Origin of the sequence: Isoptericola luteus (assembly GCF_020297055.1) — a bacterium.
Classification (GTDB): Bacteria; Actinomycetota; Actinomycetes; order Actinomycetales; family Cellulomonadaceae; genus Isoptericola; species Isoptericola luteus.
Genome location: NZ_JAIXCQ010000002.1, coordinates 92,475 through 118,751, shown reverse-complemented (window position 1 = coordinate 118,751; position 26,277 = coordinate 92,475). Strand labels below are relative to the sequence as shown.

The window sequence follows — 26,277 nt, the reverse complement described above, 5'->3', positions numbered from 1 at the left end:
CCGGCGCCCCCCGGCCCCCCCCCCCCCCCCCCCCCCCCCCCCCCCCCCCCCCCCCCCCCCGACGGTGGGTGGGGCCGGCGCGGGCGGGGAGCCGGTCAGGCCGCGAGGTAGCGGGCGTACGCGCCGGTGGTGAGGAACGGCGGGAACTCCTCGCCGAGCGCCACCTCGCGGAACAGCGCGACGGCGTCGGCGTACCGGTCGCCGCCGAACCGCGGCAGCTCCACGACGACGGACCGCAGCACCGCCTCGCACCGCTCTCGTGTGATGGGCTCGCCGTCGTCGGTGGTGGTCCCCGCGTTGATCCACTGCCACACCTGCGAGCGGGAGATCTCCGCCGTCGCGGCGTCCTCCATGAGGTGGTCGATGGCGGCGGCGCCCCCGCCGCGCAGCCAGGACTCGATGTAACGCACGCCCACGGAGATGTTGGTGCGCAGCCCGGCGCCGGTCACCGTCGCGCCGGCACGCCGCGCGGAGGCGACGTCGAGCAGCTCCGCCTGACCCACGGTGACGTCGTCACGCAGCCGGGACACCTGGTTCGGGGCCTCGCCGAGCACCTCGTCGAAGGCGCCGCGGGCCACCTCGATGAGATCCGGGTGCGCCACCCAGGTGCCGTCGAAGCCGTCGTTCGCCTCGCGCGTCTTGTCGGCCCACACCTGGGCGACGGCGCGCTCGGTGACCTCCGGATTGCGGCGGTCGGGGATGAACGCGCTCATCCCGCCGATGGCGTGCGCCCCGCGGCGGTGGCACGTCGCCACGAGCAGCTCGGTGTAGGCCCGCATGAACGGCGCGGTCATCGTCACCTGCCCGCGGTCCGGCAGCACGTAGGACTCGCCCCGGGTGCGGAAGCACTTGATGATGCTGAACAGGTAGTCCCAGCGCCCCGCGTTGAGGCCCGCGCAGTGGTCGCGCAGCTCGTAGAGGATCTCCTCCATCTCGAACGCGGCCGGCAGGGTCTCGATGAGCACCGTCGCCCGGATGGTGCCGAGGGGGATGCCGAGCGCTTCCTGCGCCGCCGAGAAGACCTCGTTCCACAGCCGCGCCTCGCGGTACCCCTCGAGCTTGGGCAGGTAGAAGTACGGCCCGCGCCCGCGGGCGATCAGCTCGGCCGCGTTGTGGAACAGGTACAGCCCGAAGTCCACGAGCGTGCCCGACGCCGGCTGCGTCGAGCCGTCCGGGCCGGTGTAGGCCAGGTGCGACTCGAACAGGTGCCAGCCGCGCGGCCGGAACACGATCGTCGGGAGCTCCGCGATCTTGTCCGAGCGCAGGTCGTACCGCTTGCCGGCGTCGTTCGTGAACGTCAGCTCGCCCCGGATCGCGTCGTGCAGCGCGAGCTGGCCCTCGACGACGTTGCGCCAGGTGGGCGCCTGCGCGTCCTCGGCGTCCGCCAGCCAGCAGCGGGCCCCTGAGTTGAGCGCGTTGATCGTCATCTTCGGGTCCGTCGGGCCGGTGATCTCGACCCGCCGGTCCTCGAGCCCCGGTGCCCCGGCCGACCCCGCCACCCGCCACGACGGGTCGTCGCGGACGGGCCTCGTGGCCGGGTTGAAGTCCGGGTCCTCGCCGTCGGCGATCCGCCGCATCCGGCGCTGACGCTCGAGCAGGAGGGCCGTGCGGTCGTCGGCGAAGCGGTCGTGCAGCATCGCCAGGAACGCCAGCGCCTGCGGGGTGAGGATCTCCTCGTCGCGCTCACCGACCGGTGCGGAGAGGGTGACGCTGCCCTCGGCGAGGGACTCGGAGCCCCAGGTGGCGGGGCCTGCGGCCGTGTCGGCCAGCGGCGTGTCGGTGGTGCGACGGGTGGTGGGGGGAGCAAGCGTGGTCATGGCGTACCTCCGGCGGTCTTCCGCGAGATGGAGAAGGGCTCTGTCTCGCGGGGGTCAGAACTGGGCGGCCTCGGTGGAGCCGGCGAGGGCGAGGGTGGCGGCGTCGGGGTTGAGCGCCGTGGACACGCGGTCGAAGTACCCGGTGCCCACCTCTCGCTGGTGCTTGGTCGCGGTGTAGCCGCGGTCCTCGGCGGCGAACTCGGCCTCCTGCAGCCGCACGTACGCCGACATCTGCTCGCGGGCGTACCCGTGGGCGAGGTCGAACATCGAGTAGTTCAGGGCGTGGAACCCGGCGAGGGTGATGAACTGGAACTTGAACCCCATGGCGCCGAGCTCGCGCTGGAACTTCGCGATCGTCTCGTCGTCCAGGTGCTTCTTCCAGTTGAACGACGGCGAGCAGTTGTAGGCCAGCATCTGGTCCGGGTAGTCGGCCTTGACGGCCTCGGCGAACCGGCGCGCGAGCTCGAGGTCGGGCGTGCCGGTCTCCATCCAGATGAGGTCGGCGTACGGCGCGTAGGCCTTGGCGCGCGAGATGCAGGGCTCGATGCCGTTGCGGACCTCGTAGAAGCCCTCGCCGGTGCGGCCGCCGGTGAGGAACTCACGGTCGCGCTCGTCGACGTCGGACGTGATCAGGGTGGCGGCCTCGGCGTCGGTGCGGGCGATCACGACCGACGGCACGTCGGCGACGTCGGCCGCGAGACGCGCGGCGTTGAGCGTGCGCACGTGCTGCTGCGTCGGGATGAGCACCTTGCCGCCCAGGTGGCCGCACTTCTTCTCGCTGGCGAGCTGGTCCTCCCAGTGCACGCCCGCGGCGCCGGAGGTGATCATGGACTTCATCAGCTCGTACGCGTTGAGGGGACCGCCGAAGCCGGCCTCGGCGTCCGCCACGATCGGCGCCACCCAGTCGCGGGTGGGGGTGCCGTTCTCCGACACGTCGATCTGATCGGCGCGCAGCAGGGCGTTGTTGATGCGGCGCACGACGGCCGGCACCGAGTTGGCCGGGTAGAGCGACTGGTCCGGGTAGGTCTGGCCCGCGAGGTTCGCGTCGCCCGCGACCTGCCAGCCGGACAGGTAGATGGCCTGCAGGCCTGCCTTGACCTGCTGCACCGCCTGGTTGCCGGTCAGCGCGCCGAGCGCGTTGATGTAGTCCTCGGTGTGCAGCTGGCGCCACAGGCGCTCGGCGCCACGACGCGCGAGGGTGTGCTCCTCGGCGACGGAACCACGCAGCGCCACGACGTCGTCCGCGGTGAAGCTCCGCTCGATGCCGGCCCAGCGCGGGTCGGAGGCCCACCGCTCGGCGAGCTCGGCGGCCGTCTGGGTCTGGTCGCCGGTGCGGGCGGTCTGGGTGGACTGGGGCTCCAGGGTGGCGGTCATGGGAGCTGCCTCTCGGTCGTGGCGACCCGGGGGGATCGCGGTGGAACGTCTGTCGTGATGACGACTCTGGCGTGCCCCGCACCGGCTCGGCCAGCGAATCTGCGTAGAAGTTTCACGGTTCTTCTCCTGGACGGAAGGCGTGGCGCATGTCACCCTCGACCATGGCCTTCTCGACCTCAGCAGCCCCGGGTACCAGGAACGCCGGCGCCGCGGGCACCACCATCCCGCTCGACGCCGAGCCCGACGCGCTCACGATCGGCCGCCGGGTACGGCACCTGCGCACCCGGCGCGGGATGACCCTGGAGGAGCTGGGAGCAGCGATCGGGCGCGCGCCGTCGCAGGTCTCGATGCTCGAGAACGGCAAGCGCGAGCCGACCATCGCGCGCCTCCAGGCGGTGGCGCGCGCGCTCGGCGCGAGCGTGGAGGACCTGCTCTCCCCGGAGGCGCCGTCGCGTCGCGACGCGCTGGAGATCGAGCTGGAGCGGGTGCAAAGAGGACCGCTCTTCTCCGCGCTGGGGGTGAGCGCGGTGCGCGTCGGGAAGTCGCTGCCCAGCGACGCCCTCGAGGCCATCGTCGCGCTGCAGCACGAGCTCGAGCGGCTCCACTCGGAGCGGGCGCTGACGCCGGAGGAGGCGCGGCGGGCGAACACCGAGCTGCGGGCCGACATGCGCGCGCAGGACAACTACTTCCCCGATCTCGAGGTCGTGGCCCGCCGGCTGCTGGACGACGTCGGGCACACCCGTGGGCCGCTGCCGCAGCGCGCGGTGGGGGAGCTGGCCGCGCACCTGGGCTTCTCCATCCACTACGAGCCGGACCTGCCGCACTCGACGCGGGCCGTGATCGACCAGCGGCACCGGCGCGTCTACCTGCCCAGCAACGGGATCCGCGGCCGCTCCGACGCGCGGTCCGCGCTGCTGCAGGCGCTGGCCTCGCACGTGCTCGAGCACTCCGAGCCGGGGGACTACCGCGAGTTCCTGCGCCAGCGGGTCGAGGCGAACTACCTGTGCGCGGCGCTGCTGGTCCCGGAGCGGGACGCGGTGAAGCACCTGCGCGAGGCGAAGGAGGCGCGCGCCATCTCGCTGGAGGACCTCCGCGACGCGTTCGCCGTGTCGTACGAGACGGTGTCCCACCGGTTCACGAACCTGGCGACGCGGCACCTCGGTATCGGGGTGCACTTCATGAAGGTCCACGAGTCGGGGGCGATCCACAAGGCGTACGAGAACGACGGCGTCCGGTTCCCGGCCGACCCGCTCGGCACCGTCGAGGGCCAGCACGTGTGCCGCAACTGGACGGCTCGCGTCGTGTTCGGCATCACCGACCGGCTCAGCCCGTACTACCAGTACACCGACACCCCGACGGGCACGTACTGGTGCACGTCGCGGGTCACCGACACGGCAGACGGGCGGTTCTCCGTGAGCGTCGGGGTCCCGTACGCGCAGGTCAAGTGGTTCCTCGGCCGGGAGACGACGGCCCGCGCCACCTCCCGCTGCCCCGACGACGCGTGCTGCCGCCAGCCCGCACGCCCCCTCGCCGAGCGGTGGGCGGGGCAGGCGTTCCCCAGCGCGCGCCCGCACGCGTCCATGCTCGCGGCGATGCCGTCCGGCGCGTTCCCCGGCGTCGACACGACCGAGGTCTACGAGTTCCTGGAGCGCCACGCCCCCGGCGACTCCTGACGCCGTCCCGCCCTGCGCCTCGGCGCAGGGCACGTGCTGAGGCGCGAAGGGGCAGGTCTCGGGGGATGGTCGGGTTTTCCCGGGGTCGAATCGGGGGGACACCTGATGGTCGTGAGGCCGCGCACGACCCAGGGTGGAAGTCATGTTCGAGACGATCGCCGCCGGCTGGGCCGAGCTCGAGGCCGCGCTCTTCGCGCTCGTCTCCTCCGTCTGGGCGTTGCCCGCGCTGTTCGTGGCGACGGCGGGCGACGGGTTCTTCCCGCCGGTGCCGGGCGAGACGGTGATCATCATGCTCGCGGTGGGCGCCCAGACGGGCGGCGGGCCGGGTCTGGGCTGGGTGGTCCTCGTCGCGGCGCTCGGCGCCTGGTGCGGGGACCAGCTCGCCTTCTCGCTCGGGCGGGCGGTGGGAGCCTCACGGATGCCGTTCCTTCGCGGCGCGCGTGGCCGCCGGGCCGTGGCGTGGGCCGTCCGGTCGTTCGAGCGGCGCGGTGCGTCGGTGGTGCTCGGCGCCCGGTTCGTGCCCGTCGGCAGGATGGCGGTCAACGTCACGGCGGGGACGGTCGGCTTCTCGCGCCGCCGCTTCATGGTCCTGTCCGCGGCGGCCTCGGTCGCGTGGTCGCTCTGGTCGGTGCTCCTCGGGGTGCTGGCCGCGGACCAGCTCGGTGACCGCCCCCTGCTCGCCGTCGCCGTCGGGGTGGCGGTCGGGACGGTCGTGGGCCTCGTCGTCGACCGTGCCGTGAGCGTCTGGGGCGCTCGCCGACGGCGGCGAGCCGCACCGGCCGCGCCGGACCGGGGGCCGCTCCCGGGGCCGGCCCTCGCCGGCGTCGTCCACCCCGGCGGGAGCGACCTCCGGGTCTGTGACCTCAGTGCGCCTGGCGGTCGCTCTCGTCCCCGATGAACTCGGTGACGTTGTCCTCCAGGTCGTCGCGGTTCATGTCGGACGAGCGCGCCTGACGCGCGTCCCAGCGCAGCATCAGCGCGCCGAGGACTGCCGCCAGCACGGAGGCCAGGAGGATCGCGGCCTTGGCGCCCAAGGTGTGCTCGGACCCGTGGCCGAACGACAGCTCGGCGACGAGCAGCGAGACGGTGAAGCCGATGCCGGCCAGCAGGGCGATCGGCAGCAGGTCGCGTACGCCGATGCCCTGCGCGAGCCGCAACGGAGTCAGGCGGGTGACGAGCGCCGTCGTGCCCAGGACGCCCACGACCTTGCCGACGACGAGTCCGGCCACGATCGCCGGGACGACCGGCTGCCCCATGATCTCGACCACGCCGCCGCCGTCCATGAGGTCGACGCCCGCGGCGAAGAACGCGAACAGGGGCAGCGCGAGACCCTGCGACCACGGCTTGACGGCATGTTCGTAGCGCTGCGTCCGGGGCGCGGCCTCCCCGTGCGCAGGCCGCGCGGCCACGGTGAAGCCCATGAGCACGCCCGCGACGGTCGCGTGCACGCCGGACGCGTGCATCAGCGCCCACGCCACCACGAACAGGGGGATCAGCAGCCACCACCGCGGCGTGCGGGAACGGACGTGCCACCCGAACAGGGCGACGGCCACGAGCGCGGCGCCGAGGTACGCGAAGTGGAGCTCGTCGGTGTAGAAGACGGCGATCACGATGATCGCGAGCAGGTCGTCGACCACCGCCAGGGTCAGCAGGAACGTACGGATGGCGATCGGCAGGCCCTTGCCGAAGACGGCGAGCACGGCGAGCGCGAACGCGATGTCGGTCGCGGTGGGGATCGCCCATCCCTCCAGCGCGCTCGGGTCGCCCATCGTCGTCACGACGACGGCGTAGATGACGGCCGGGACGGCCATGCCGCCCACCGCGGCGAGGATGGGGACTCCCGCCTCCTTGGGGCTGCGGAGGCTGCCCGCGACGAACTCGTGCTTGAGCTCGATCCCGACGACGAAGAAGAAGACCGCGAGCAGGCCGTCCGCCGCCCACTCGGCCACCGTGAGGTCGAGGTGGACCTGCAGGGGGCCGATGGACGAGATCCCGACGACGGTCTCGGACAGGTCGAGGTACCACTGGCGCCACGGCGAGTTCGCCAGGAGGAGCGCCAGCACCGCGGCGCCGATGAGGAGGGCGCCGCCCGTCGTCTCGCGGGAGACGAACCGCCGCAGGCGGTGCCCGGGGGTGAGGGTCGTGTCGTCGGTGCTCAGGGTGGTGCTCCTGTCCGGTCGGGGGTCGATCGAGGACCGGCGTCGCAGCCGGTACCACCGACCAGACTTCCCGGCTCACCGCGGGACACGATACCGGCGGGCGGTGCGCCCGCGCTCATGGCACGCGGCGGCCCCGCCCCCTCACGGCGCGGGCGCACGAGCCATCGTCGCCAGGCGCGTCACCGTGTTCCAGTTGCGCCCGGTGGTCCAGGTGCCGGCGGCACGGTCGAGCTGCGCAGGCGTCACGCGCGACGTCCCGATGCCGTCCACGTAGCGCACGTACAGGACCCCCTCGGCGACGGCGAACAGCTCACGGCCCCGGTTGCCCAGGTCGAACCGCGCGATGCCGGCCGCGTCGACGGGCGCGGGGCCCACGTGCACCTGCAGGCGGGCCGGGTCGTCGCGCGCGGCACGGGGGAACGGGTTCGCCCGCACGACGGCGTCCCACCGTCGCGCGGTGAGGGCGACGGCCGGCACCTCGCTCTCGGTGACCTCGGTGAGTGCGGCGGTGACGCGTGCAGCGACGTCGTCGTCCCGCTCGGGCGCGACGGCGACGAGGTTCCCGCTGTTCGCGTGGGTCCGCGGGTCAGCGAGCCCCGCGGCGACGGCGGCCTCGCGGAGCTGGGCGGACGTCACGCGCCGGTGGGCGCCGAGGTTCACCCCCCGGAGGAGGACGACGTAGATGGTGCGGGCCATCCACCCATGCTGCCTCTCTTCGACCCGCGGGCGCACCCCCCGCGAACGTCAGGTGAACATCTGCCGACCCGCCGCGCCACGTCCGACCGCCGGGAGAGCGCCGTCGTAGTTTGCGAGACAGGGACGGCAACCAGCCGTCCCGGGGGAGGCCAGCCGTGGGGTTCATGCTCCGTGCAGGAGGGCCGGCACCGGCCCTGCGTCGTACGGCGCCCCGGGCCGGTCGTCCGCCCACCCACGAGCCTGGAGCACGCCGTGGCCCACACCGCACCCACCCCTGACACCGCCGCGTCCCCGACGCCGTCCGGCGCCGAGACCTGCCGTACGTTCGTCGTCGACACGTCGGTGCTGCTCTCCGACCCCCGGGCGATCTACCGGTTCGCCGAGCACGACGTCGTCCTGCCCGTCGTCGTCGTGACGGAGCTGGAGGCCAAGCGCCACCACGCCGAGCTGGGGTACTTCGCCCGCAGCGCGCTGCGGATGCTCGACGACCTGCGGGTCCAGCACGGTCGGCTCGACGCCCCGATCCCGATCGGCCAGGACGGCGGGACGCTGCGTGTCGAGCTCAACCACACCGACCCGCAGGTGCTGCCCGCCGGCTTCCGCCTCGGCGACAACGACACGCGGATCCTGGCGGTGGCGGCCAACCTCGCCGGCGAGGGCCGCGACGTCACGGTCGTCTCCAAGGACCTGCCGATGCGGGTCAAGGCGTCCGCCGTGGGGTTGCGGGCGGAGGAGTTCCGGCACGAGCTCGCCGTCGACTCCGGGTGGACGGGCATGCGTGAGATCGATGTCGCCGACGAGCAGGTGGGCGAGCTCTACGAGGGCGGGGAGGTCGAGCTGGCCGCGCTCGACCCGGCGGTGGTCGAGGCCGCGTCGCCGCTGCTGTGCCACACGGGCCTGGTCGTGCACTCGCCGCGCGGCTCGGCCCTGGGCAGGGTCACCGCGGACAAGAAGGTCCGGCTCGTGCGCGGCGACCAGGACGTGTTCGGCGTGCACGGCCGCTCGGCCGAGCAGCGGATCGCGATCGACCTGCTCCTCGACCCCGAGATCGGCATCGTCTCCCTCGGCGGGCGGGCGGGCACCGGGAAGTCCGCGCTCGCGCTGTGTGCCGGGCTGGAGTCGGTGCTCGAGCGTCGTCAGCACCGCAGGGTGATCGTGTTCCGCCCCCTGTACGCGGTCGGCGGCCAGGAGCTGGGGTACCTGCCCGGGTCCGAGTCCGAGAAGATGAACCCCTGGGCACAGGCCGTGTACGACACGCTGGGGGCGCTCGTCTCGTCCGAGGTCGTCGACGAGGTGATCGACCGGGAGATGCTCGAGGTGCTGCCGCTGACGCACATCCGCGGTCGCTCGCTGCACGACGCGTTCGTCATCGTCGACGAGGCACAGTCGCTCGAGCGCAACGTGCTGCTCACCGTGCTCTCGCGCATCGGCCAGGGGTCGCGCGTGGTGCTCACGCACGACGTCGCGCAGCGCGACAACCTCCGGGTGGGGCGTCACGACGGCGTCGCCGCCGTGATCGAGGCGATGAAGGGCCACCCGCTGTTCGCGCACGTGACGCTGACCCGGTCCGAGCGGTCGCCCGTCGCCGCGCTCGTGACGGAGATGCTGGAGTCGCTCGAGATCTGACGCGGCCGTACCGGCGGTCGGGCCCGGCGGTCGCCGTCGGGCCCGACCGCCGGTGCTCCGGCGTGGACGGCCCGGCGCGGCCTCCGGCGGTCCGTGCGCGGCGTCGGCGCGGTGTCCGTGCTCGGTGCTCGGTGCTCTTGACCGCGGCGTACCGCCGGAGGCGCGCCGTCCTCGGTGGAACCCCCCAGCCCCGTGCACTCGGCGACGCGCCTCCCGCGTACCGGCGACACTAACAGGTGAGGTTAGCCTTACCAAACACGTCCGCCTGGCGTCGTCGCGGACGAGACGCCGCCAGGCGGACGGACCGGACGGTCAGGCCGTCGGAGGCTTCGTCATCTTCAGGACGTCGAGGGCCTGGTCGAGCTGACCCTCGGTGACCTCGCCGCGCTCGACGAAGCCGAGCGCGACGACGGCCTCGCGGACCGTGAGGCCCTCCTTGACCGAGTGCTTGGCGACCTTCGCCGCGGCCTCGTAGCCGATGACGCGGTTGAGCGGCGTGACGATCGACGGCGAGGACTCCGCGAACGCCCGCGCGCGGTCGACGTTGGCCGTGATGCCGGCCACCGTCTTGTCCGCGAGCACGCGGGACGCGTTGGCGAGCAGGCGGATGGACTCCAGCACGCCCTGCGCGATGACCGGGATCTGCACGTTGAGCTCGAACGAGCCGCTCGCGCCCGCCCAGGCGACCGTGGCGTCGTTGCCCACGACACGCGCCGCGACCATGAGCACGGCCTCCGGGATCACCGGGTTGACCTTGCCCGGCATGATCGAGCTGCCCGGCTGCAGGTCGGGGATCGCGATCTCGCCCAGGCCCGTGTTCGGGCCCGAGCCCATCCAGCGGATGTCGTTGCAGATCTTCGTGAGCGACACGGCGATCGTGCGCAGCGCGCCGCTGAGCTCGACGAGGCCGTCGCGGGCCGACTGCGCCTCGAAGTGGTCCCGCGCCTCGCGCAGCGGCAGGCCCGTGTCCTCGCGCAGCAGCTCGATGACCCGCTGGGGGAAGCCCGCCGGGGTGTTGATGCCGGTGCCGACGGCCGTGCCGCCGAGCGGCACCTCGGCCGCGCGGGGGAGCGCCGACTCCAGGCGCTCGATGCCGTAGCGGATCGCGGCGGCGTAGCCGCCGAACTCCTGGCCGAGCGTCACGGGGGTGGCGTCCATGAGGTGCGTGCGCCCGGACTTCACGACCGTGGCGAACTCGGCGGCCTTGGCCTCCAGCGCCTCGGCGAGGTGCGCCAGCCCGGGGATCAGGTCGCCCGTGGTGCCCGCCGTGGCGGCCACGTGCACCGACGTCGGGAACACGTCGTTCGAGGACTGCGACGCGTTGACGTGGTCGTTCGGGTGCACGTCCTTGCCCAGCGAGCGGGTGGCGAGCGTCGCGAGCACCTCGTTCGTGTTCATGTTCGACGACGTCCCGGAGCCCGTCTGGTAGACGTCGATCGGGAAGTGCGCGTCGTGGACGCCGGAGGCGACCTCGTCCGCGGCGGCGACGATCGCGTCCGCGACGTCCTGGTCGAGCACGCCCAGCTCGGCGTTCGCGCGTGCGGCCGCCTTCTTCACCCGGGCGAGCGCCTCGATGTGCCCGCGCTCGAGCGGGGTCCCGGAGATGGGGAAGTTCTCGACGGCACGCTGGGTCTGCGCTCGGTACAGGGCGTGCGCCGGGACGCGCACCTCACCCATCGTGTCGTGCTCGATGCGGTACTCGGTCTCGCTCGCGCCGGGCGCGCCGGCGGTGGGGACGGCGTTGTCGGAAGTCATGCCTCTATCGTGCCGCACCCGCGCGGCGGTGCCGTCGTGAGCCCGGTCACTGTGAGGCGGGCAGCGTGCCGCGTGGGGCCGGCACCCTGCCGCGTCAGCGCAAGGGCTCCTCGCCGACGTCGCCCGCGACCTCCACGAGCCGCGCGCTGCCGTCGTCCAGGTCGTACTCGACGCCCACGATGGCGATGCGGCCCTCGGCGATGCCCTGGGCGAGCGCCGCGGAGTACCCGGGCAGCATCGCGACGGTGTGCTTGACGTGCTCCGTGCGCAGCACGTCGACGTCGAAGGGCTCCTGCATCCCCTGGCGGCTCGTGATCGACGTGATCGACGGGATCACCTTGTCGACGACGGCGCGGACGAAGCCGGGCGGCTGCTCGCCGGTGGCCAGCGTGTGCGCGGTCGCGGCGACGGCCCCGCACGAGTCGTGCCCGAGCACCACGATCAGCGGCGTGCTCAGCAGCTCCGTCCCGTACTCGATCGACCCGATGACGGTCGTGTCGACGACGTGACCCGCCGTGCGGACCACGAAGACGTCGCCCAGCCCCTGGTCGAAGATGATCTCCGCCGCCACGCGGGAGTCCGAGCAGCCGAAGATCACCGTGTGCGGGTGCTGCACGGTGCGTAGCTCGGTGCGGCGGACGGCGTCCTGGTCGGGGTGCTCTGGCTCGTTCCGGACGAACCGGTCGTTGCCGGCGCGCAGGCGCGCCCAGGCCTCGGCGGGGGTCATGCGGTCTCCTCGGTCGACGGGCGCGTGGCCGGCGCGGGGATCGTGGCCGGTCCGGTGGCGTGGGCGGGGTGCGGGAGGTCGGGCGGCCAGGGCGGGTTCGCCCCGGCGCGGGACACGGTGACGGCAGCGACGGCCGCTGCCCGGGTGAGCATCCGGGCGGTCGCGTCGCGGTCGATGCCGCGCAGCGCGTCGCGCCGGGCGGCGCCCAGCAGCCCGGCGCCCCACAGCCAGTCCAGCAGCGCGCCCATGAACGAGTCGCCGGCGCCGACGGTGTCGACGACGTCCACCGCGGGGGCCGCGACGGTGACCTCGCCGGCCTCCGTGAGCGCCGTCGCGCCGGAGCCGCCGCACGTCACCACCACGATCGCGGGACCAGAGCGCAGCCAGGCCCGGGCGGCGTCGAGCGGGTCGGCGCCCGGCACGAGCCAGGCGAGGTCCTCGTCGCTCACCTTGACGACGTCGGCCAGCGCGACGAGCTCCTCGATCCGCGGCCGGGCGTCGGCGGCGTCGCCCATGAGCGCCGGGCGGGCGTTGGGGTCGTACGTGATCGTCGACGTCGCGCGGGCTGCCTCGACCAGGCGGCGCACGTCGGTCGCGCCCGGTTCGAGGACGGCGGCGATCGAGCCGGTGTGCACGGCGAGGGTCCCGGCATCGGTGGCCACGCCCGCCGGCACCCGCCACTCGAGGTCGAACTCGTAGGTCGCCGCACCGGAGGCGTCGAGGGTCGCCTGGGCCACGCTCGTGCGCGCGGCGCCGTCGCTGCCCGGGGCGGCCTCGACGTGGGACTCCCCGAGCCACGAGCGGACGGCGTCGCCGCGGGCGTCGGCGCCGAGCCAGGTCGCCAGCCGGACGTCGCGCCCCAGACGCCCCAGCGTCAGTGCGACGTTCGCCAGGCTGCCGCCCGGGTGCTCCGCGCTCGTCCCGTCGGGACGGTGCACCACGTCGACGAGCGCCTCGCCGACGGCCAGCACGTGGCCGCTCATGCGCCGTCCTCGACGTTGTCGGGGGCGGCGTCGGGAGTGTCGCCGTCACCGGCGGAGCCCGGCGCCACCCGGGGGGCCTGCGCGGCGGCGAGGCGCTCGCGAGCCCCGTCCAGCCACTCCTGGCAGCGTGCGGCCAGGGCCTCGCCGCGCTCCCACAGGGCCAGCGACGACTCGAGCGGCTCGCCGCCGGCCTCGAGCCGCGCGACCACGTGCACGAGCTCGTCGCGAGCCTGCTCGTAGGTCAGCGTGGCGACGTCCACGGGGGTGTCGGTGCTTCGCTCCTCGGTCACGGGGGACAGTCAACCTCATCGGTGCGACACCGCGCCGAGGTGTCCGCCAGCCGACGTCCGGACGCCGGGGACGCCGAGGCGGCGACCCGGTGGCGCGCCGAAACTCGCTTGCCCTGGTGCGTCGTCGCGGGAGACCCTGCCCACCATGGGACACCTCGAGGTCGGGCACGTGGAGCACGTGCTGCCGGACGGACGCACGCTGCTCGACGACGTCTCCTTCCGCGTGCCCGAGGGCAGCATCACCGCCCTGGTCGGGCCGAACGGTGCGGGCAAGACGACGCTGCTGCGCCTGCTGTCCGGCGAGCTGACGCCGCAGGCTGGCACCGTCGTCGTCACCGGCGGGCTCGGCGTCATGCCGCAGTTCGTCGGCTCGGTGCGCGACGAGAGCACCGTGCGCGACCTGCTGGTCGCCGTCGCGCCCCCACGGATCAGGGACGCCGCGCGGGCGCTCGACGCCGCCGAGCTCGCGATCATGGAGGTCGACGACGAGCCCGCCCAGATGTGCTACGCCCAGGCGCTGTCGGACTGGTCGGAGGTGCAGGGCTACGAGGTCGAGACCCTCTGGGACGTGTGCACCACCGCGGCCCTGGGCGTGGAGTACGAGAAGGCCCGCTGGCGCGACGTGCGGACCCTCTCCGGCGGAGAGCAGAAGCGGCTGGTGCTGGAGGTGCTCCTGCGCGGCACCGACGAGGTGCTGCTGCTCGACGAGCCCGACAACTACCTCGACGTGCCGGGCAAGCGCTGGCTCGAGGAGCAGCTGAGCGCGACCCGCAAGACGGTCCTGTTCGTCTCGCACGACCGCGAGTTGCTGGCGCGGTCGGCGGGCCGCATCGTCGCCCTGGAGATCGGCCCCAGCGGCACGGACGCGTGGGTGCACGGCGGCTCGTTCGCCACGTTCCACGACGCACGCCGCGAACGGTTCGCCCGGTTCGACGAGCTGCGCCGGCGCTGGGACGAGAAGCACGCCCAGCTCAGGCGCCTCGTGCTGGACCTGCGGCAGGCGGCGGCGAACAGCCCCAAGATGGCCTCCCGGTACTCGGCCGCGCAGACCCGCCTGCGCAAGTTCACCGAGGCGGGGCCCCCGCCGGAGCCGCCGCGCGACCAGGACATCCGCATGCGGCTGCGCGGCGGGCGCACCGGGGTGCGTGCCCTGACGTGCGAGGGGCTCGAGCTCACCGGCCTGATGAAGCCGTTCGACCTCGAGGTCTTCTACGGCGAGCGGGTCGCGGTGCTCGGGTCGAACGGGTCCGGCAAGTCGCACTTCCTGCGGCTGCTCGGCGGCGGCGACGTCGCGCACACGGGCGGGTGGCGCCTCGGGGCGCGCGTGGTGCCCGGCATGTTCGCTCAGACCCACGCGCACCCCGAGCTGCTGGGCCGCACCCTCGCCGACATCCTGTGGGAGGACCACGCCAAGGACCGCAGCGCCGCGATGTCCGTGCTGCGTCGCTACGAGCTCACCGTCGCCGCGGACCGGTCGTTCGACCGGCTCTCGGGCGGGCAGCAGGCGCGGTTCCAGATCCTGCTGCTCGAGCTCGCGGGGTGCACCGCCCTGCTGCTCGACGAGCCGACGGACAACCTCGACCTCGCCAGCGCCGAGGCCCTGCAGGACGGGCTGGAGGCGTTCGACGGCACGGTCGTCGCCGTCACGCACGACCGGTGGTTCGCCCGCTCGTTCGACCGGTTCCTCGTCTTCGGGGCCGACGGCGAGGTGCGCGAGACCTCCGAGCCGGTCTGGGACGAGGGCCGCGTCGCCCGCGCGCGCTGACCGTCCGCAGCGGCCGGCGGCCGGGGCAGCCCGCGCGGGCGCCCCGGCCGCCTGTCCTGGCACCGGTCACTCCCGGCCGTCGAAGAAGGCGCGCAGGTCGGCCGCCAGCAGCTCCGGCTCCTCCATCGCGGGGAAGTGCCCGCCCTCGGAGTGCTCGACCCACTGGTCGACGGCACCCCAGGCGTTGAAGACCTTCGCCATCAGCGGGTGCGTGTCGAACACGGACCACGCCGACGGGACGTCGGCCGCCGACATCCACTGCAGCCCGGAGTGCGACGCCTCGTAGTAGAACTGCGCGCTCGACGCGCCGCTGCGGGTGAACCAGTACAGGCTGACGTTCGTCAGCAGCTGGTCGCGGTCGACCGACGCGTCCGGCGTCGCGCGGGCGGGGTTCGTCCACGTCTGGAACTTCTCGGCGATCCAGGCGAGCTGGCCCACCGGCGAGTCCGTCAGGGCGGGGCCGATCGTCTCCGGCCGGTGGTTCTGCATCTCGTAGTAGCCGCGCTCGGCGGCGTCCAGCGACCGGACCCGCTCGATCTCGGCGACCTCGTCGTCCGTCAGGCCGTCGGGGAAGGGGAACTGGTCGCCGACCATGCCGAGCGACCGCCCGTCGCTGCCGACGTGCGTACCGATCACGCGCTGCGGGTGGAGGGCGGCGAGCCGACCCGCCACGCCCGCGCCGATGTCGGTGCCATGCACCCCGAACCGCTCGTAGCCGAGGCGCGTCATGATCTCGGCGTACGCGCCGGTGGTGCGCGCGACCTCCCAGCCGGTGCCGGACAGGGGCGTCGAGAACCCGAACCCCGGCAGGGACGGCACCACCAGGTGGAAGGCGTCGGTCAGCAGCGGGACGAGCCGCTGGTACTCGACGAACGAGCCCGGCCACCCGTGGCACAGCAGCAGGGGCGTGGCGTCGGGGCGGTCGGAGCGCACGTGCATCACGTGGAAGGTCTGGCCGTCGACGACGGTCGTGACCTGCTCGAACCGGTTGAGCGCGGCCTCCTGGGCGCGCCAGTCGAGACCGTGCCAGTGCTCGGCGAGCTCGCGCAGGGCGGGCGCCGGGATGCCGCGGCTGTAGTCCGCGCGGTCGTCGCGGCCGGGCACGGGGAGCGGCCGGCGCGTGCGCGCCAACCGGTCGCGCAGGTCGTCGACGTCGGCCTGGGGGACGGCGATGCGGAAGGGGGTGAGTGCGGTGTTCTCGGTCATGACTCCACGCTCCCACCCCATGCGGAAGAGGAGGTTCCGCAATGGGTGACATCGTGGGGTCGTGATCGAGACCTCGGCCCGGCTCCTGCACCTGCTGTCGCTGCTGCAGCTCCGGCGGGACTGGACCAGCGCGGAGCTCGCCGACCGGCTCGGGGTGAGCACGCGGACCGTCCGCGCCGACATCGCCCGCCTGCGCTCGCTGGACTACCCCGTCCAGGCACGCCCGGGCGTCTCGGGCGGCTACCGGCTCGCCGCCGGTACGGCGATGCCGCCGCTCGTGCTCGACGACGACGAGGCCGTGGCGGTCGGCGTCGGGCTCGGCGTCGTCGCGACGCAGGGGGTGGGCGCGGGGGAGACGTCCCTCACGGCGCTCGCCAAGCTCGAGCAGGTGCTCCCGACCAGGCTGCGACGGCGGGTCGAGGCGGTGCGGGAGGCCACCAGCGTGGTCACAGCCGCCGGTGCTGACCTCGACCTCAGGGTGCTCAGCGCCGTCGCCGCGGCCGTCCGGGCCGCGGAGCGGCTCCGGTTCGGGTACACCGCGCACGACGGCACCGAGTCCACCCGGCACGTCGAGCCGGCCCGCGTGGTGCGGTGGGGCACGCGCTGGTACCTGCTCGCGTGGGACCTGGGCAGGGACGACTGGCGGGTCTTCCGGGTCGACCGGATGGTGCCGCGCCCGCCGACCGGAGCCCGGTTCCCGCGCCGGGAGATCCCGGAGGACTCGGTCGTGGAGCACATCGTCGGCAGCGTGCGGTCGGCGAGCTGGCGGTACCGCGCCCGCATCCTCGTGCACGCGCCCGCCGCGGACGTCGTCGCCAAGGTCGGCGGGCCGCTCGCGGTCGAGGAGGTGGGCCCGTCCGCGTGCCGGGTCGAGGTGGGCTCCGACGACCCCGACCGGCTCGCGCTCTGGGTCGCGCAGCTCGGCGCCGACGTCGAGGTGCTCGAGGGCGCCGAGCTGGCCGCGGCGTTCGACCGCCTGGCCGAGCGGTTCCGGCGTGCGGCCGGCGCTACGCCACCGACGCCTCCGCCGACGTCGCCCTGACCTCGGCCTCGAGGGTGCCGTCGGCGAGCCGCACGCGCAGGGCGTCCCCCGCCGTGACGTCGCCGGCGGCCCGCACCACCTGCCCGTCGGCGCGCTGGACGACGGCGTAGCCGCGCTCGAGCGTGGACGCGGGCGACAGCGCCCGCACCTGTGCTCCGAGCCGCCCGACCTCGCCCGACGCGCGCAGCAGGGCGGCGTCCAGCAGGTGGCGGGCGTGCCGCACGTGCTGCCCGACCTCCCGCTCGCGGACATCGACGACGGTCTGCGGGTGCGCCAGGACCGGCCGCGACCGGAGGGCGTCGAGCCCGTGCTGCTCGCGGTCCACGCGCGCCCGGACCGCGGCGCGCATGCGCTGGCGTGTCTGGGTCAGGCGCGCCCGCTCCTCGGCGACGTCGGGCACGATCCGCTTGGCGGCATCGGTGGGCGTCGACGCCCGGTAGTCGGCGACCAGGTCGAGCAGCGGGGCGTCCGTCTCGTGGCCGATGGCGCTGACCAGGGGAGTGGTGCACCCTGCGGCGACGCGCACCAGTGCCTCGTTGCTGAAGGGCAGCAGGTCCTCCACCGACCCGCCGCCGCGTGCCACGACCAGGACGTCGACGTCCGGGCGGGCGTCGAGCTCGGCGATCGCCGCACTCACCTCGCGCACCGCGTTCATGCCCTGCACGGCGACCTCACGGATCTCGAACCGCACCCGTGGCCAGCGGGCCCGGGCGTTGACGACGACGTCGTGCTCCGCCTTGGACTCGCGCCCGCAGACGAGGCCGACCACGGCGGGCAGGAACGGCAGGGGCCGCTTGCGCTCGGCGTCGAACAGGCCCTCCGCGGCGAGCACCCGGCGCAGCTGGTCGACGCGGGCGAGCAGCTCGCCGACGCCCACCTGGCGGATCGCGGTGGCGCGCATCGACATCCGGCCGGTCTTGACCCAGAACTCGGGCTTCGCCTGGACGACGACGTGGTCGCCGGACTCGGGCTTGCGGGCGATGCCGTCGAACGCCCGGGTGAGCATGTGCACGGGCAGCGACGCCTCGACGTCGGTGTCGCGCAGGGTGAGGAACTGCATGCCGGACCGGCCGCGGTAGGTGTGCTCGACGACCTGGCCCTCGACCCAGACGGGAGACATCCGGGCGACGTAGTCACGGATCTTCTCCGACAGCAGCCGCACCGGCCACGGACGCTCGGCGGTGGTGTCGCGCGCGAGGGCGGGCAGGGGCGCCGGACCGGTCGGGTCGCCGTCGGCGCGGGCGTGGTGCAGGTCGGTCACCCGGTCCAGCATGCCGCACGCCACCGACCACGACTCGCCGTCACAGGTCGTCCACATGCGCCCACCTAGACTGTGGGCGTGACTTCGACCGTTCCGGACCCCACGAGCACCCTGACGACCGAGCCACCCGCCAAGCGGGTGCTGCTCGCCGCGCCGCGCGGCTACTGCGCCGGCGTCGACCGCGCCGTCGTCGCGGTCGAGAAGGCGCTGGAGACCTACGGCGCTCCCGTGTACGTGCGCAAGGAGATCGTGCACAACAAGCACGTCGTGGAGACGCTCCGCGACCGCGGCGCGATCTTCGTCGAGGAGACGGACGAGGTGCCCACCGGCGCCCGCCTCGTGTTCTCCGCGCACGGCGTCTCGCCGGCGGTGCGGGAGGCGGCCGCCGCGCGGAGCCTCGACACCATCGACGCGACCTGCCCGCTGGTGACGAAGGTGCACAAGGAGGCCGTCCGCTTCGCGAAGGACGACTACGACATCCTCCTCATCGGCCACACCGGGCACGAGGAGGTCGAGGGTACCGCGGGCGAGGCGCCCGACCACGTGCAGGTCGTGAACTCCCCCGACGACGTCGACGACGTCGTGGTGCGGGACCCGGCCAAGATCGTGTGGATCTCGCAGACCACCCTCTCGGTCGACGAGACCATGGAGACGGTCCGCCGGCTGCGCGAGAAGTTCCCCGAGCTGCAGGACCCGCCGAGCGACGACATCTGCTACGCCACGCAGAACCGTCAGGTCGCCGTGAAGAAGCTCGCCCCCGACTGCGACGTCGTCATCGTCGTCGGGTCGGCGAACTCGTCGAACTCCGTACGGCTGGTCGAGGTGGCGCTCCAGGCGGGCGCCCGCACGTCCTACCGCGTCGACCGCGCCACCGAGATCGAGGACGCGTGGCTCGAGGGCGCTCGGACGGTCGGCGTGACCTCGGGGGCCTCGGTCCCGGAGATCCTCGTCGAGGACGTGATCCGGCACCTCGACCGGCACGGCTTCGGTACCGTCGAGGAGGTGCGCACCGCCACGGAGGACCTCATGTTCTCCCTGCCGCGCGAGCTGCGGGCCGGCCTCAAGGCCTCCGGGCAGGACGCCAAGCGCCCGCGGCGCGAGAGCCGCACCCAGCTGCCGGTCCAGCCTGTCTGAGCCCCACCCAGGTCGGGGCTGGTTCGGCCCCGGCGGCCCCCGGCCGCGCCACCGTGCTCAGCCCGCGGCGGACTCGCCCTTGCCGTCCGCTCGGTCAGCACGGTCGGCGCGCTCGAGGTCGCGCTGCGCGGCGTCCACGAGCGACTCGACCGAGTCGTCCCGGTCGCCGTCGAGGGAGAGCGTGCCGAGGTCGACGACCAGACCTTCCTCGACGGCGAGCAGCTCGGGCTTCGTGACGGCACGCGTCGTGTCCTCGACCGCCTTGAGGGGCTCGATCGCCTGCCCGGCGTCCACGACCTTGAGCTCGACCATGCGACGCGCCTGCGGGAGCACGCGCGTCTCGAGCGACCCGATGAACGCGTTGTAGTGCTTGGTCGCCGTCGTCATCGACTGGCCGAGCCTGGTGATGCTCTTGGTCATGGTGACGATGCGGGCGTACAGCTCCTTGCCGGTCTGCAGCACGCGCTGCGCGTCCTCGGCGATCGCGTCCTGCTGCCAGGCGTAGGCCACGGTGCGCAGCATGGCGACCAGCGTCATCGGCGTGGCCACGAGCACCCGCTTGCGGATGGCGGTCTCGAGCAGGTCGGGCTGGTGCTCGACCGCGGCCGCGAGGATCGGCTCGGCGGGCACGAACAGCACCACGAACTCGGGCGCCGAGTCGAACTGCGACCAGTACGCCTTGCCGGCGAGCACGTCCACGTGCTTGGCCAGGTCCCTCGCGTGGGCGTCGAGCTCCTTGTCCGCCTCTCCCGGAGCAGCGGACTGCTGGGCCCGCAGGTACGCGCTCAGCGGCACCTTCGCGTCGACGACGACGTGCTTGCCGCCGGAGAGGTTGACCACGAGGTCGGGGATCAGCACGTCGCCCTCGGCCGTAGTGCGGTGCGCCTGCACCTCGAAGTCGACGTGGTCCATCATCCCGGCGGACTCGACGACGCGGCGCAGCTGGAGCTCGCCCCACACGCCGCGGGTCTGGTTGGAGCGCAGGGCCGAGACCAGGTCGCTGGTGCCGACGCGGAGCTGGGAGTTGACCGCCTCGAGCTGGCGCAGCTGCTCGGTGAGGGCCGTGTGACCCTGCAGGCGCGACTGCTCGGCGGTGTCCACGCGGGCGTGGACCTTGTCGAGGGTCTTGCTCATCGGGTCGAGGAGGGCGCGGATGGCCTGCTCGCGCTGGGCCAACGTCTCGTCGTGCTTCTGCGTGCTGCGCTGGAGCCGCTCGTTCGCGAGGTCGAGGAACTGCGTCTGGTTCTTCGCGAGCACCTCGTTCGCGAGCGCGGTGAAGCGCTGCGCCGCCGCCTCCTGGTCACCCTTGGCCTCGGCCAGCTGCCGCTCGAGGTCCGCGCGTACCTGGGACAGCAGCCGGTCGCCCTGCTCGCGCGCCTCGACGACCCGCCGGTCGGCGTCCTCGCGCATCCGTGCGAGCTCCCGGGCGGCCTGCTCGCGCTCGGCGGCGGCCCGGCGCTCGCCGTCGTCCGCCGCGCGCTCCAGGCGGCCGCGCAGGTCGGCCAGGTCGCGGCGCGCCGCCTCGAGCTCCCCGTGCGTGCGCACCAGCTCGACCTCCTCGGACCGCCGGCCCCGCGCGGCGCGGTTCGCGTGCCAGAGCCAGCCCAGGAGCACACCGACGGCCAGGGCACCGAGCGAGAACAGAGCGGTCGTCATGCGCCACAGGCTTTCATGCGGCACCGACACCGCCGAGGGACCGCGCCGGGCACCCGGGAACCGCGCCGCGGAACCGCGCAGCGCGCCCGTCCTGAAGGGTGTTCTGGGTAGGGTTGCCGCCGTGACCGATCCCGCAGCCCCACCACCACCTCCCGACCTCTCCGCGGCGCTCAGCCTGCGCGGCCTGTGGAAGCGGTTCGGGGAGAAGATCGCCGTCGCGGGCGTGGACCTCGACGTGCCCTCGGGCTCGTTCTTCGGCCTCGTCGGGCCCAACGGCGCCGGCAAGACGACGTCCCTGTCGATGGCGACCGGCCTGCTGCGCCCCGACTTCGGTGCGGCGCACGTGCTCGGCACGGACCTGTGGGCGCACCCGGACGAGGCCAAGGCCATGCTCGGCGTGCTGCCGGACGGCGTCCGGCTCTTCGACAGGCTCACGGGCGCGCAGCTGCTCACCTACGCGGGCCTGCTGCGGGGCATGGACCGCGACGTCGTCGCCGAGCGCACCGCCGACCTGCTCGCCGCGATGGACCTGGTCGGCGACGCCGACACGTTCGTCGTCGACTACTCGGCGGGTATGACCAAGAAGATCGCGCTCGCGTCCGCGATGATCCACGCGCCGCGCGTGCTCGTGCTCGACGAGCCGTTCGAGGCGGTCGACCCGGTCTCGGCCGCGAACATCCGCGACATCCTGCGCGGGTACGTGGACGGCGGCGGCACCGTGGTCGTCTCCAGCCACGTGATGGACCTGGTGCAGCGCATGTGCTCGCACGTCGCGGTCATCGCCGGCGGCCACGTGCTCGCGGCGGGCACCGTGGACCAGGTCCGGGGCGAGCAGAGCCTCGAGGACCGCTTCGTGGAGCTCGTCGGTGGCCGTCGCGAGTCGGAAGGACTGTCGTGGTTGCGCAGCTCGTCCGCCTCAAGCTGACCCTGCTCGGCAACACGTTCCGACGGAGCGTGTGGCAGACGATCGGGATGGCACTGGCCTCGGTGTACGGGCTCGGCATCATCGTGATGGTGGTGGCCGCGGCCGTGCTGGGCGGCACGACCGACCCGGTCACGACCGGCCAGGTGCTGACCCTCGCCGGGGCGCTCGTCGTCCTCGGCTGGTGGGTGGTGCCGCTGTTCGCCTACGGCGTCGACGCGACCCTCGACCCGCAGCGCTTCGTCACGTTCGCCATCCCCCGGCGTCGGCTGCTGGCCGGTCTCGCGGCCGCGGGCGTGGTGTCGGTGCCCGGAGCGGTGACGCTGCTCGGCGGGCTCGGGGTGTCCTTCGCGTGGTGGCGAGAGCCGCTCGCCCTGCTCGCGGCGCTGGCCGGTGCGCTCGTCGCGGTGGCGCTGTGCATCGTCGGCTCGCGCGCGACGACGACGCTCCTGGCGCCGCTGCTGGGCTCGCGCCGGTACCGCGAGGTGCTCGCGATCGTCGCGGTGGTGCCGCTCGTGCTTCTCGGGCCCGCGATCGGCTCGCTGACGAGCACCTTCTCGATCGGCCCGGACTCGGTCGGCGAGGCGGTCGAGCCGCTGGCGAGGGTCGTCGCGTGGACCCCGTTCGGCGCGCCATGGGCGCTCGGCTCGGCGGTGCACGACGGCGCGTGGGGGCTGCTGGCGGCCCGGCTCGCCGTCGTCCTCGCGACGCTCGCCGTCCTGTGGACCGTCTGGGACCGGGCGCTGGCCCGGGCGCTCGTGACGCCCCCGGGCGGGGAGACGGCGGGCGCCGGCAAGGGCCTGGGCTGGTTCTCCCGCCTGCCCGCCACGCCGACCGGTGCGGTGGCGGCCCGCAGCGCCACCTACTGGCTCCGGGACCCGCGGTACGCGGCGTCCATCGCCGTCGTGCCCCTGCTCCCCGTGGTGATGTATGTGACCGGCGTCAACGCGGGCGCCGGGACGAGTTTCCTCATGCTCCTGGTCGCGCCGCTGGTCGCGTGGGTCCTCGGCTTCGGCATCTCGAACGACGTCGGGTACGACAACACGGCGTTCGCGCTGCACGTCGCCATCGGCGTCCCGGGCCGTGCGGACCGGTGGGGGCGTGCGCTGCCCGTGCTGGTGGCCGGCACCCCGATCGTGGTCGCGTTCGCCCTGGTGGGCTGCGCGGTCGCCGAGCGCTGGGACGCCCTGCCGGCTCTGCTGGGGATCTCCGCGGGCGCACTGACCACCTCGGTCGGCATCTCGAGCGCGGCGTCGGCGCGGTTCGTGTACCCCGTGCCCAAGCCGGGGGAGAGCCCGTTCAAGACGCCGCAGGGGGCGACGGTCGCGACGATGGTGGCCCAGTTCGCGGCGATGGGGCTCATGCTCGCGCTCAGCCTGCCCACGCTGGTGCTGGGGATCGTGGCGATCGTGACGGGCCTGCCGGCCGTGGGCTGGGTGGCGCTCGCCGTCGGGATCGTCTTGGGCGGCGTCGTGCTCGTGGGTGGCGTGCGATGGGGTGCGCGGACGGTCGACCGTCGCCGTCCCGAGCTGCTCCAGCAGGTCATGGCCTTCCGCTGACGGGCGCGCGACCCCCAGGGGTCGAGGGCCGGTGTTCTGAGGGTCATGGGGGGTTCAAGCGCGGTTTGGCACAATAGGCCCGTGAGTCCTGACGACCTGCCCACCCTGCCCGCCGGCTTCACCACCACCACGACCACCCTCGACGACGTGCCACGGCTCTGCGAGCTGCGTGGCGCGGCCGCCGCACCGTGGACGGGCTCGACCGCCGTGGACACCGACGCGGTCGCGTCCGAGGTCGCCGGCCCGATGTCGTGGACGCGGCGCCAGCTCGTGGTCCGGGACGGGGCCGGGGTGATCCGGGCGTGGGTCACGGCGCACGACCGTGCGGCCGGCCGCGTCGTCGTCGGGGTCGACGTCGACCGTGGAGTACCCGTCGCCGCGGACCTCGCCGCGTGGGGCTACGCCTGGGGCGCGCAGCAGGGGCGGGAGCTCGCGGCGCAGCGGGGCCTGGCCGGGACACAGCTCGACTCCGACGCCTACGCCGGCGACGAGGAGCAGCGCGGCTGGCTCACCGTCGCCGGCTACGCCCAGGCGCGGTCCTGGCTGCACATGAGCCGCGCCGTGGTGCCCGCGGAGGCGGAGCCGGGCGCCCTGCCCGAGCCGTTCCCCGGCGTGACCGTGCGCCGCATCGACACCTACGACGGCGGCCTCCCGCTGGCCGAGGACCTGCAGGCGGTGCACCGCGTGCTCGAGGCGGCGTTCGAGGACCACTTCAACTCCTACCGCGAGAGCTTCGGCGAGTTCCTGGTGCGGCTGCGCGCCGACCCCGGGCACCGCTGGGACCACTGGTGGCTCGCGCTCGTGGCCGACCCCGAAGCCCGCCCCGGCGAGCCGGGAGCCGAGCCCGAGGTGATGGGCGCGCTCGTCGGCGCCGAGCTGCCCTCCGGGCCGTCCGGCAAGGAAGGCAGCTACATCGAGTACCTGGGGGCCGACCGCCGGGCGCGCGGCCGCGGGGTCGCGACGGCGCTGCTCTTCGCCGTCGTGCAGGACGCGGCGGCGCGCGGGCGCGACCGGGTCGGCCTCGAGGTCGACGCCGACAGCCCGACGGGTGCCGCCGCGCTCTACGAGAAGTGGGGCTGGCGCACCGAGTACCGCACGGAGTCCTGGCACCGCGACATCACCCTCTGAGGACGCGGCTCCGGGCGTGGCCGGTGGCCGCGCCCGGTGCCTGTCGGTGCCTGTCGGTGCCTGGCCCTAACGTCGCCGGCATGACGAGGTTCGGGCCCGACGACGACCTGCGGGGCGTCCAGGTCGACGAGGCGGACATGACCGGCGCCAGCTTCCGGCTGGTGAAGCTCGACGCGGTGCGGATCGACCAGAGCTTCCTGCCGGGCGCCCGGATGCGCGGCGTCGACCTCACGGAGGCCGACATCGACGGGGCGATCTCCGGCCTGCGCGTCAACGGGGTGCAGGTCGAGCCGCTGATCGAGGCCGAGCTGGACCGCCGGTCGCCGGGCCGGGAGCAGTCGCGCTCGCAGGATCTCGCCGAGCAGCGGGCCTCGCTGGAGCAGGCGCTGCGCCGCTGGGAGGCACACCTGGAGCGGGCGGCTGCGCTCGGGCCGGGTGCGGTCGACGTCTCCGTCGACGGCGAGTGGTCGACCGCCCAGACGCTGCGCCACCTCGTGCTCGCCGTCGACGGGTGGGTGCGGTACGGGCTGCGGGGCGTCGACGACGCGTTCTGGTACGCAGGGCTGCCGTTCACCGAGTACGAGCCGGAGGTGGGGCGGTTCGGCGTCGACCTGACGGCCGAGCCGTCGTGGGAGGAGGTCCGTGCGGCCCACGCCGACCGGGTCTCCCAGGTGTTCGCCGCCTACGACGACCTGGCGGGCACGGACGTCATGGCGGACGCGCCCCGACTGCCGCCGTGGGCGCCTTCGGGGATGACGTCGCCGGTGTGGCGCTGCCTCGGCGTCATCGTGCGCGAGCACTGGGAGCACCTGCGGTTCGCCGAGCGCGACCTGGACACGTTCGTCGCGCGCGGCGGTCGCGCGTCGGGGGTGCGCGGGTGAATGCGCTGGTCGCGTGCTGCCGCCCGTCCCTACGGTGACGCCATGACCTCCGGCCTCACGTCCACCGACCTGATCGTGCTCAACGGCGGATCCAGCTCCGGCAAGACCACGATCGCGCGACGGCTGCAGGACCTGCTTCCCCGGCCGTGGCTCGCCTTCAGCATCGACGACTTCGTCGACGCGATGCCCGCCAGCCTGCAGGACGGCGAGGAGGGGCTGGACGTCGGTGCGGACGGTGGCGTGAGCGTCGGTCCGGTGTTCACGGCGCTGGAGGCGGCGTGGCGGGCCGGTGTCGCCGCGACGGCACGAGCCGGAGCGCCGGTGGTGGTCGACGACGTCTTCCTCGGCGGCGTGCGCTCCCAGGACCGGTGGACGGCCGTGCTCGACGGGTTGGACGTGCTCTGGGTGGGGATCCGGTGCGACCCTGCCGTGGCCGCGGCCCGCGAGGCGGCGCGGGGTGATCGTGCGGCGGGGATGGCGGCGCTGCAGGCCGACGTCGTGCACCGGGGAGTGCGGTACGACGTCGAGGTGGACTCGGGCACCGCCGACGCGGGGGAGTGCGCGCGGCAGATCGCCGCGCACGTGCGGTAGGTGGCGGGCGCGGGGGTCCGTGCCCCGGCACG

Annotated in this window: 22 protein-coding genes; 11 read left to right on the top strand and 11 right to left on the bottom strand. The window is 74.0% G+C overall.

Annotated elements, in window-relative coordinates; genetic code table 11:
• Positions 1 to 95: 95 nt before the first annotated feature.
• Both aceB and aceA read right to left on the bottom strand, forming a co-directional pair.
• Positions 96 to 1,817, bottom strand: a complete 1,722-nt coding sequence (aceB, locus tag LEP48_RS03600) for a malate synthase A (RefSeq protein WP_225564218.1) — start codon at positions 1,815 to 1,817, stop codon at positions 96 to 98.
• A gap of 54 nt (positions 1,818 to 1,871) precedes the next feature.
• On the bottom strand, positions 1,872 to 3,191 hold the full coding sequence (gene aceA / locus LEP48_RS03595; RefSeq protein WP_225564217.1) for an isocitrate lyase: 1,320 nt from the start codon (positions 3,189 to 3,191) through the stop codon (positions 1,872 to 1,874).
• 161 nt (positions 3,192 to 3,352) lie between these two features.
• On the opposite strand from aceA, the gene LEP48_RS03590 reads away from it, so the two are divergent.
• Positions 3,353 to 4,864: a helix-turn-helix domain-containing protein gene (locus LEP48_RS03590; protein WP_225564216.1), complete on the top strand. Its 1,512-nt coding sequence runs from the start codon at positions 3,353 to 3,355 to the stop codon at positions 4,862 to 4,864.
• Positions 4,865 to 5,006: 142 nt separating this feature from the next.
• Entirely contained in the window at positions 5,007 to 5,762 is a 756-nt protein-coding gene (locus LEP48_RS03585; RefSeq protein ID WP_225564215.1) for a DedA family protein, read from the top strand.
• Here LEP48_RS03585 and nhaA read toward each other — a convergent pair.
• Together nhaA and LEP48_RS03575 are read right to left on the bottom strand one after the other, a co-directional pair.
• On the bottom strand, positions 5,728 to 6,927 hold the full coding sequence (gene nhaA, locus LEP48_RS03580) for a Na+/H+ antiporter NhaA (RefSeq protein ID WP_308009960.1): 1,200 nt from the start codon (positions 6,925 to 6,927) through the stop codon (positions 5,728 to 5,730). The two genes, LEP48_RS03585 and nhaA, sit on opposite strands and share 35 nt — an antisense overlap.
• A gap of 237 nt (positions 6,928 to 7,164) precedes the next feature.
• Positions 7,165 to 7,719 (bottom strand): DUF1697 domain-containing protein, encoded by a 555-nt coding sequence (locus LEP48_RS03575; RefSeq protein ID WP_225564214.1) that lies wholly within the window; start codon positions 7,717 to 7,719, stop codon positions 7,165 to 7,167.
• A 252-nt stretch (positions 7,720 to 7,971) separates the two neighbouring features.
• On the opposite strand from LEP48_RS03575, the gene LEP48_RS03570 reads away from it, so the two are divergent.
• On the top strand, positions 7,972 to 9,345 hold the full coding sequence (locus LEP48_RS03570) for an RNA 5'-3' helicase PhoH2 (RefSeq protein ID WP_225564213.1): 1,374 nt from the start codon (positions 7,972 to 7,974) through the stop codon (positions 9,343 to 9,345).
• Between the two features lie 312 nt (positions 9,346 to 9,657).
• On the opposite strand, the gene LEP48_RS03565 is transcribed toward LEP48_RS03570, so the two are convergent.
• From LEP48_RS03565 to LEP48_RS03550, 4 genes are all read right to left on the bottom strand, one after another.
• Positions 9,658 to 11,100, bottom strand: coding sequence for a class II fumarate hydratase (locus LEP48_RS03565; protein ID WP_225564212.1), 1,443 nt, complete (start codon positions 11,098 to 11,100; stop codon positions 9,658 to 9,660).
• A gap of 94 nt (positions 11,101 to 11,194) precedes the next feature.
• Positions 11,195 to 11,827: a carbonic anhydrase gene (locus LEP48_RS03560; protein WP_225564211.1), complete on the bottom strand. Its 633-nt coding sequence runs from the start codon at positions 11,825 to 11,827 to the stop codon at positions 11,195 to 11,197.
• Positions 11,824 to 12,810 carry a carbohydrate kinase family protein gene (locus LEP48_RS03555; RefSeq protein WP_225564210.1) on the bottom strand — a complete coding sequence of 329 codons (987 nt, stop codon included), beginning with the start codon at positions 12,808 to 12,810 and terminating at the stop codon, positions 11,824 to 11,826. The genes LEP48_RS03560 and LEP48_RS03555 overlap by 4 nt, the downstream gene beginning before the upstream one ends.
• Complete coding sequence (locus tag LEP48_RS03550; protein ID WP_225564209.1) at positions 12,807 to 13,100, bottom strand: exodeoxyribonuclease VII small subunit; 294 nt, start codon at positions 13,098 to 13,100, stop codon at positions 12,807 to 12,809. Before LEP48_RS03550 ends, LEP48_RS03555 begins: the two co-directional genes overlap by 4 nt.
• A 145-nt stretch (positions 13,101 to 13,245) precedes the next feature.
• On the opposite strand from LEP48_RS03550, the gene LEP48_RS03545 reads away from it, so the two are divergent.
• On the top strand, positions 13,246 to 14,865 hold the full coding sequence (locus tag LEP48_RS03545; RefSeq protein ID WP_225564208.1) for an ATP-binding cassette domain-containing protein: 1,620 nt from the start codon (positions 13,246 to 13,248) through the stop codon (positions 14,863 to 14,865).
• A 66-nt stretch (positions 14,866 to 14,931) separates the two neighbouring features.
• Here the strand turns inward: LEP48_RS03545 and LEP48_RS03540 are convergent, their stop codons facing one another.
• Positions 14,932 to 16,071, bottom strand: coding sequence for an epoxide hydrolase family protein (locus LEP48_RS03540; protein WP_225564207.1), 1,140 nt, complete (start codon positions 16,069 to 16,071; stop codon positions 14,932 to 14,934).
• Positions 16,072 to 16,132: 61 nt separating this feature from the next.
• Between LEP48_RS03540 and LEP48_RS03535 the strand changes: the two genes are divergently transcribed.
• Positions 16,133 to 17,113: a helix-turn-helix transcriptional regulator gene (locus tag LEP48_RS03535; RefSeq protein WP_225564206.1), complete on the top strand. Its 981-nt coding sequence runs from the start codon at positions 16,133 to 16,135 to the stop codon at positions 17,111 to 17,113.
• On the opposite strand, the gene xseA is transcribed toward LEP48_RS03535, so the two are convergent.
• Complete coding sequence (gene xseA / locus LEP48_RS03530) at positions 17,079 to 18,386, bottom strand: exodeoxyribonuclease VII large subunit (RefSeq protein WP_422723797.1); 1,308 nt, start codon at positions 18,384 to 18,386, stop codon at positions 17,079 to 17,081. The two genes, LEP48_RS03535 and xseA, sit on opposite strands and share 35 nt — an antisense overlap.
• Before the next feature lie 66 nt (positions 18,387 to 18,452).
• On the opposite strand from xseA, the gene LEP48_RS03525 reads away from it, so the two are divergent.
• A complete protein-coding gene (locus LEP48_RS03525; protein ID WP_225564204.1) occupies positions 18,453 to 19,508 on the top strand; it encodes a 4-hydroxy-3-methylbut-2-enyl diphosphate reductase in 1,056 nt (351 codons plus the stop codon).
• A gap of 57 nt (positions 19,509 to 19,565) precedes the next feature.
• On the opposite strand, the gene LEP48_RS03520 is transcribed toward LEP48_RS03525, so the two are convergent.
• Positions 19,566 to 21,164 (bottom strand): DNA recombination protein RmuC, encoded by a 1,599-nt coding sequence (locus LEP48_RS03520; protein ID WP_225564203.1) that lies wholly within the window; start codon positions 21,162 to 21,164, stop codon positions 19,566 to 19,568.
• 121 nt (positions 21,165 to 21,285) lie between these two features.
• Here LEP48_RS03520 and LEP48_RS03515 point away from each other — a divergent pair, with 121 nt between their 5' ends.
• The 5 genes from LEP48_RS03515 to cpt all read left to right on the top strand — a co-directional run bounded on the left by LEP48_RS03515 (position 21,286) and on the right by cpt (position 26,245).
• Positions 21,286 to 22,089, top strand: coding sequence for an ABC transporter ATP-binding protein (locus tag LEP48_RS03515; protein WP_225564202.1), 804 nt, complete (start codon positions 21,286 to 21,288; stop codon positions 22,087 to 22,089).
• On the top strand, positions 22,059 to 23,645 hold the full coding sequence (locus LEP48_RS03510; RefSeq protein ID WP_225564201.1) for a hypothetical protein: 1,587 nt from the start codon (positions 22,059 to 22,061) through the stop codon (positions 23,643 to 23,645). The genes LEP48_RS03515 and LEP48_RS03510 overlap by 31 nt, the downstream gene beginning before the upstream one ends.
• 81 nt (positions 23,646 to 23,726) lie before the next feature.
• Positions 23,727 to 24,773, top strand: coding sequence for a GNAT family N-acetyltransferase (locus LEP48_RS03505; RefSeq protein ID WP_225564200.1), 1,047 nt, complete (start codon positions 23,727 to 23,729; stop codon positions 24,771 to 24,773).
• A gap of 80 nt (positions 24,774 to 24,853) precedes the next feature.
• Positions 24,854 to 25,654: a DinB family protein gene (locus LEP48_RS03500; RefSeq protein WP_225564199.1), complete on the top strand. Its 801-nt coding sequence runs from the start codon at positions 24,854 to 24,856 to the stop codon at positions 25,652 to 25,654.
• 42 nt (positions 25,655 to 25,696) lie between these two features.
• A complete protein-coding gene (gene cpt, locus LEP48_RS03495) occupies positions 25,697 to 26,245 on the top strand; it encodes a chloramphenicol phosphotransferase CPT (RefSeq protein WP_225564198.1) in 549 nt (182 codons plus the stop codon).
• Positions 26,246 to 26,277 lie beyond the last annotated feature (32 nt).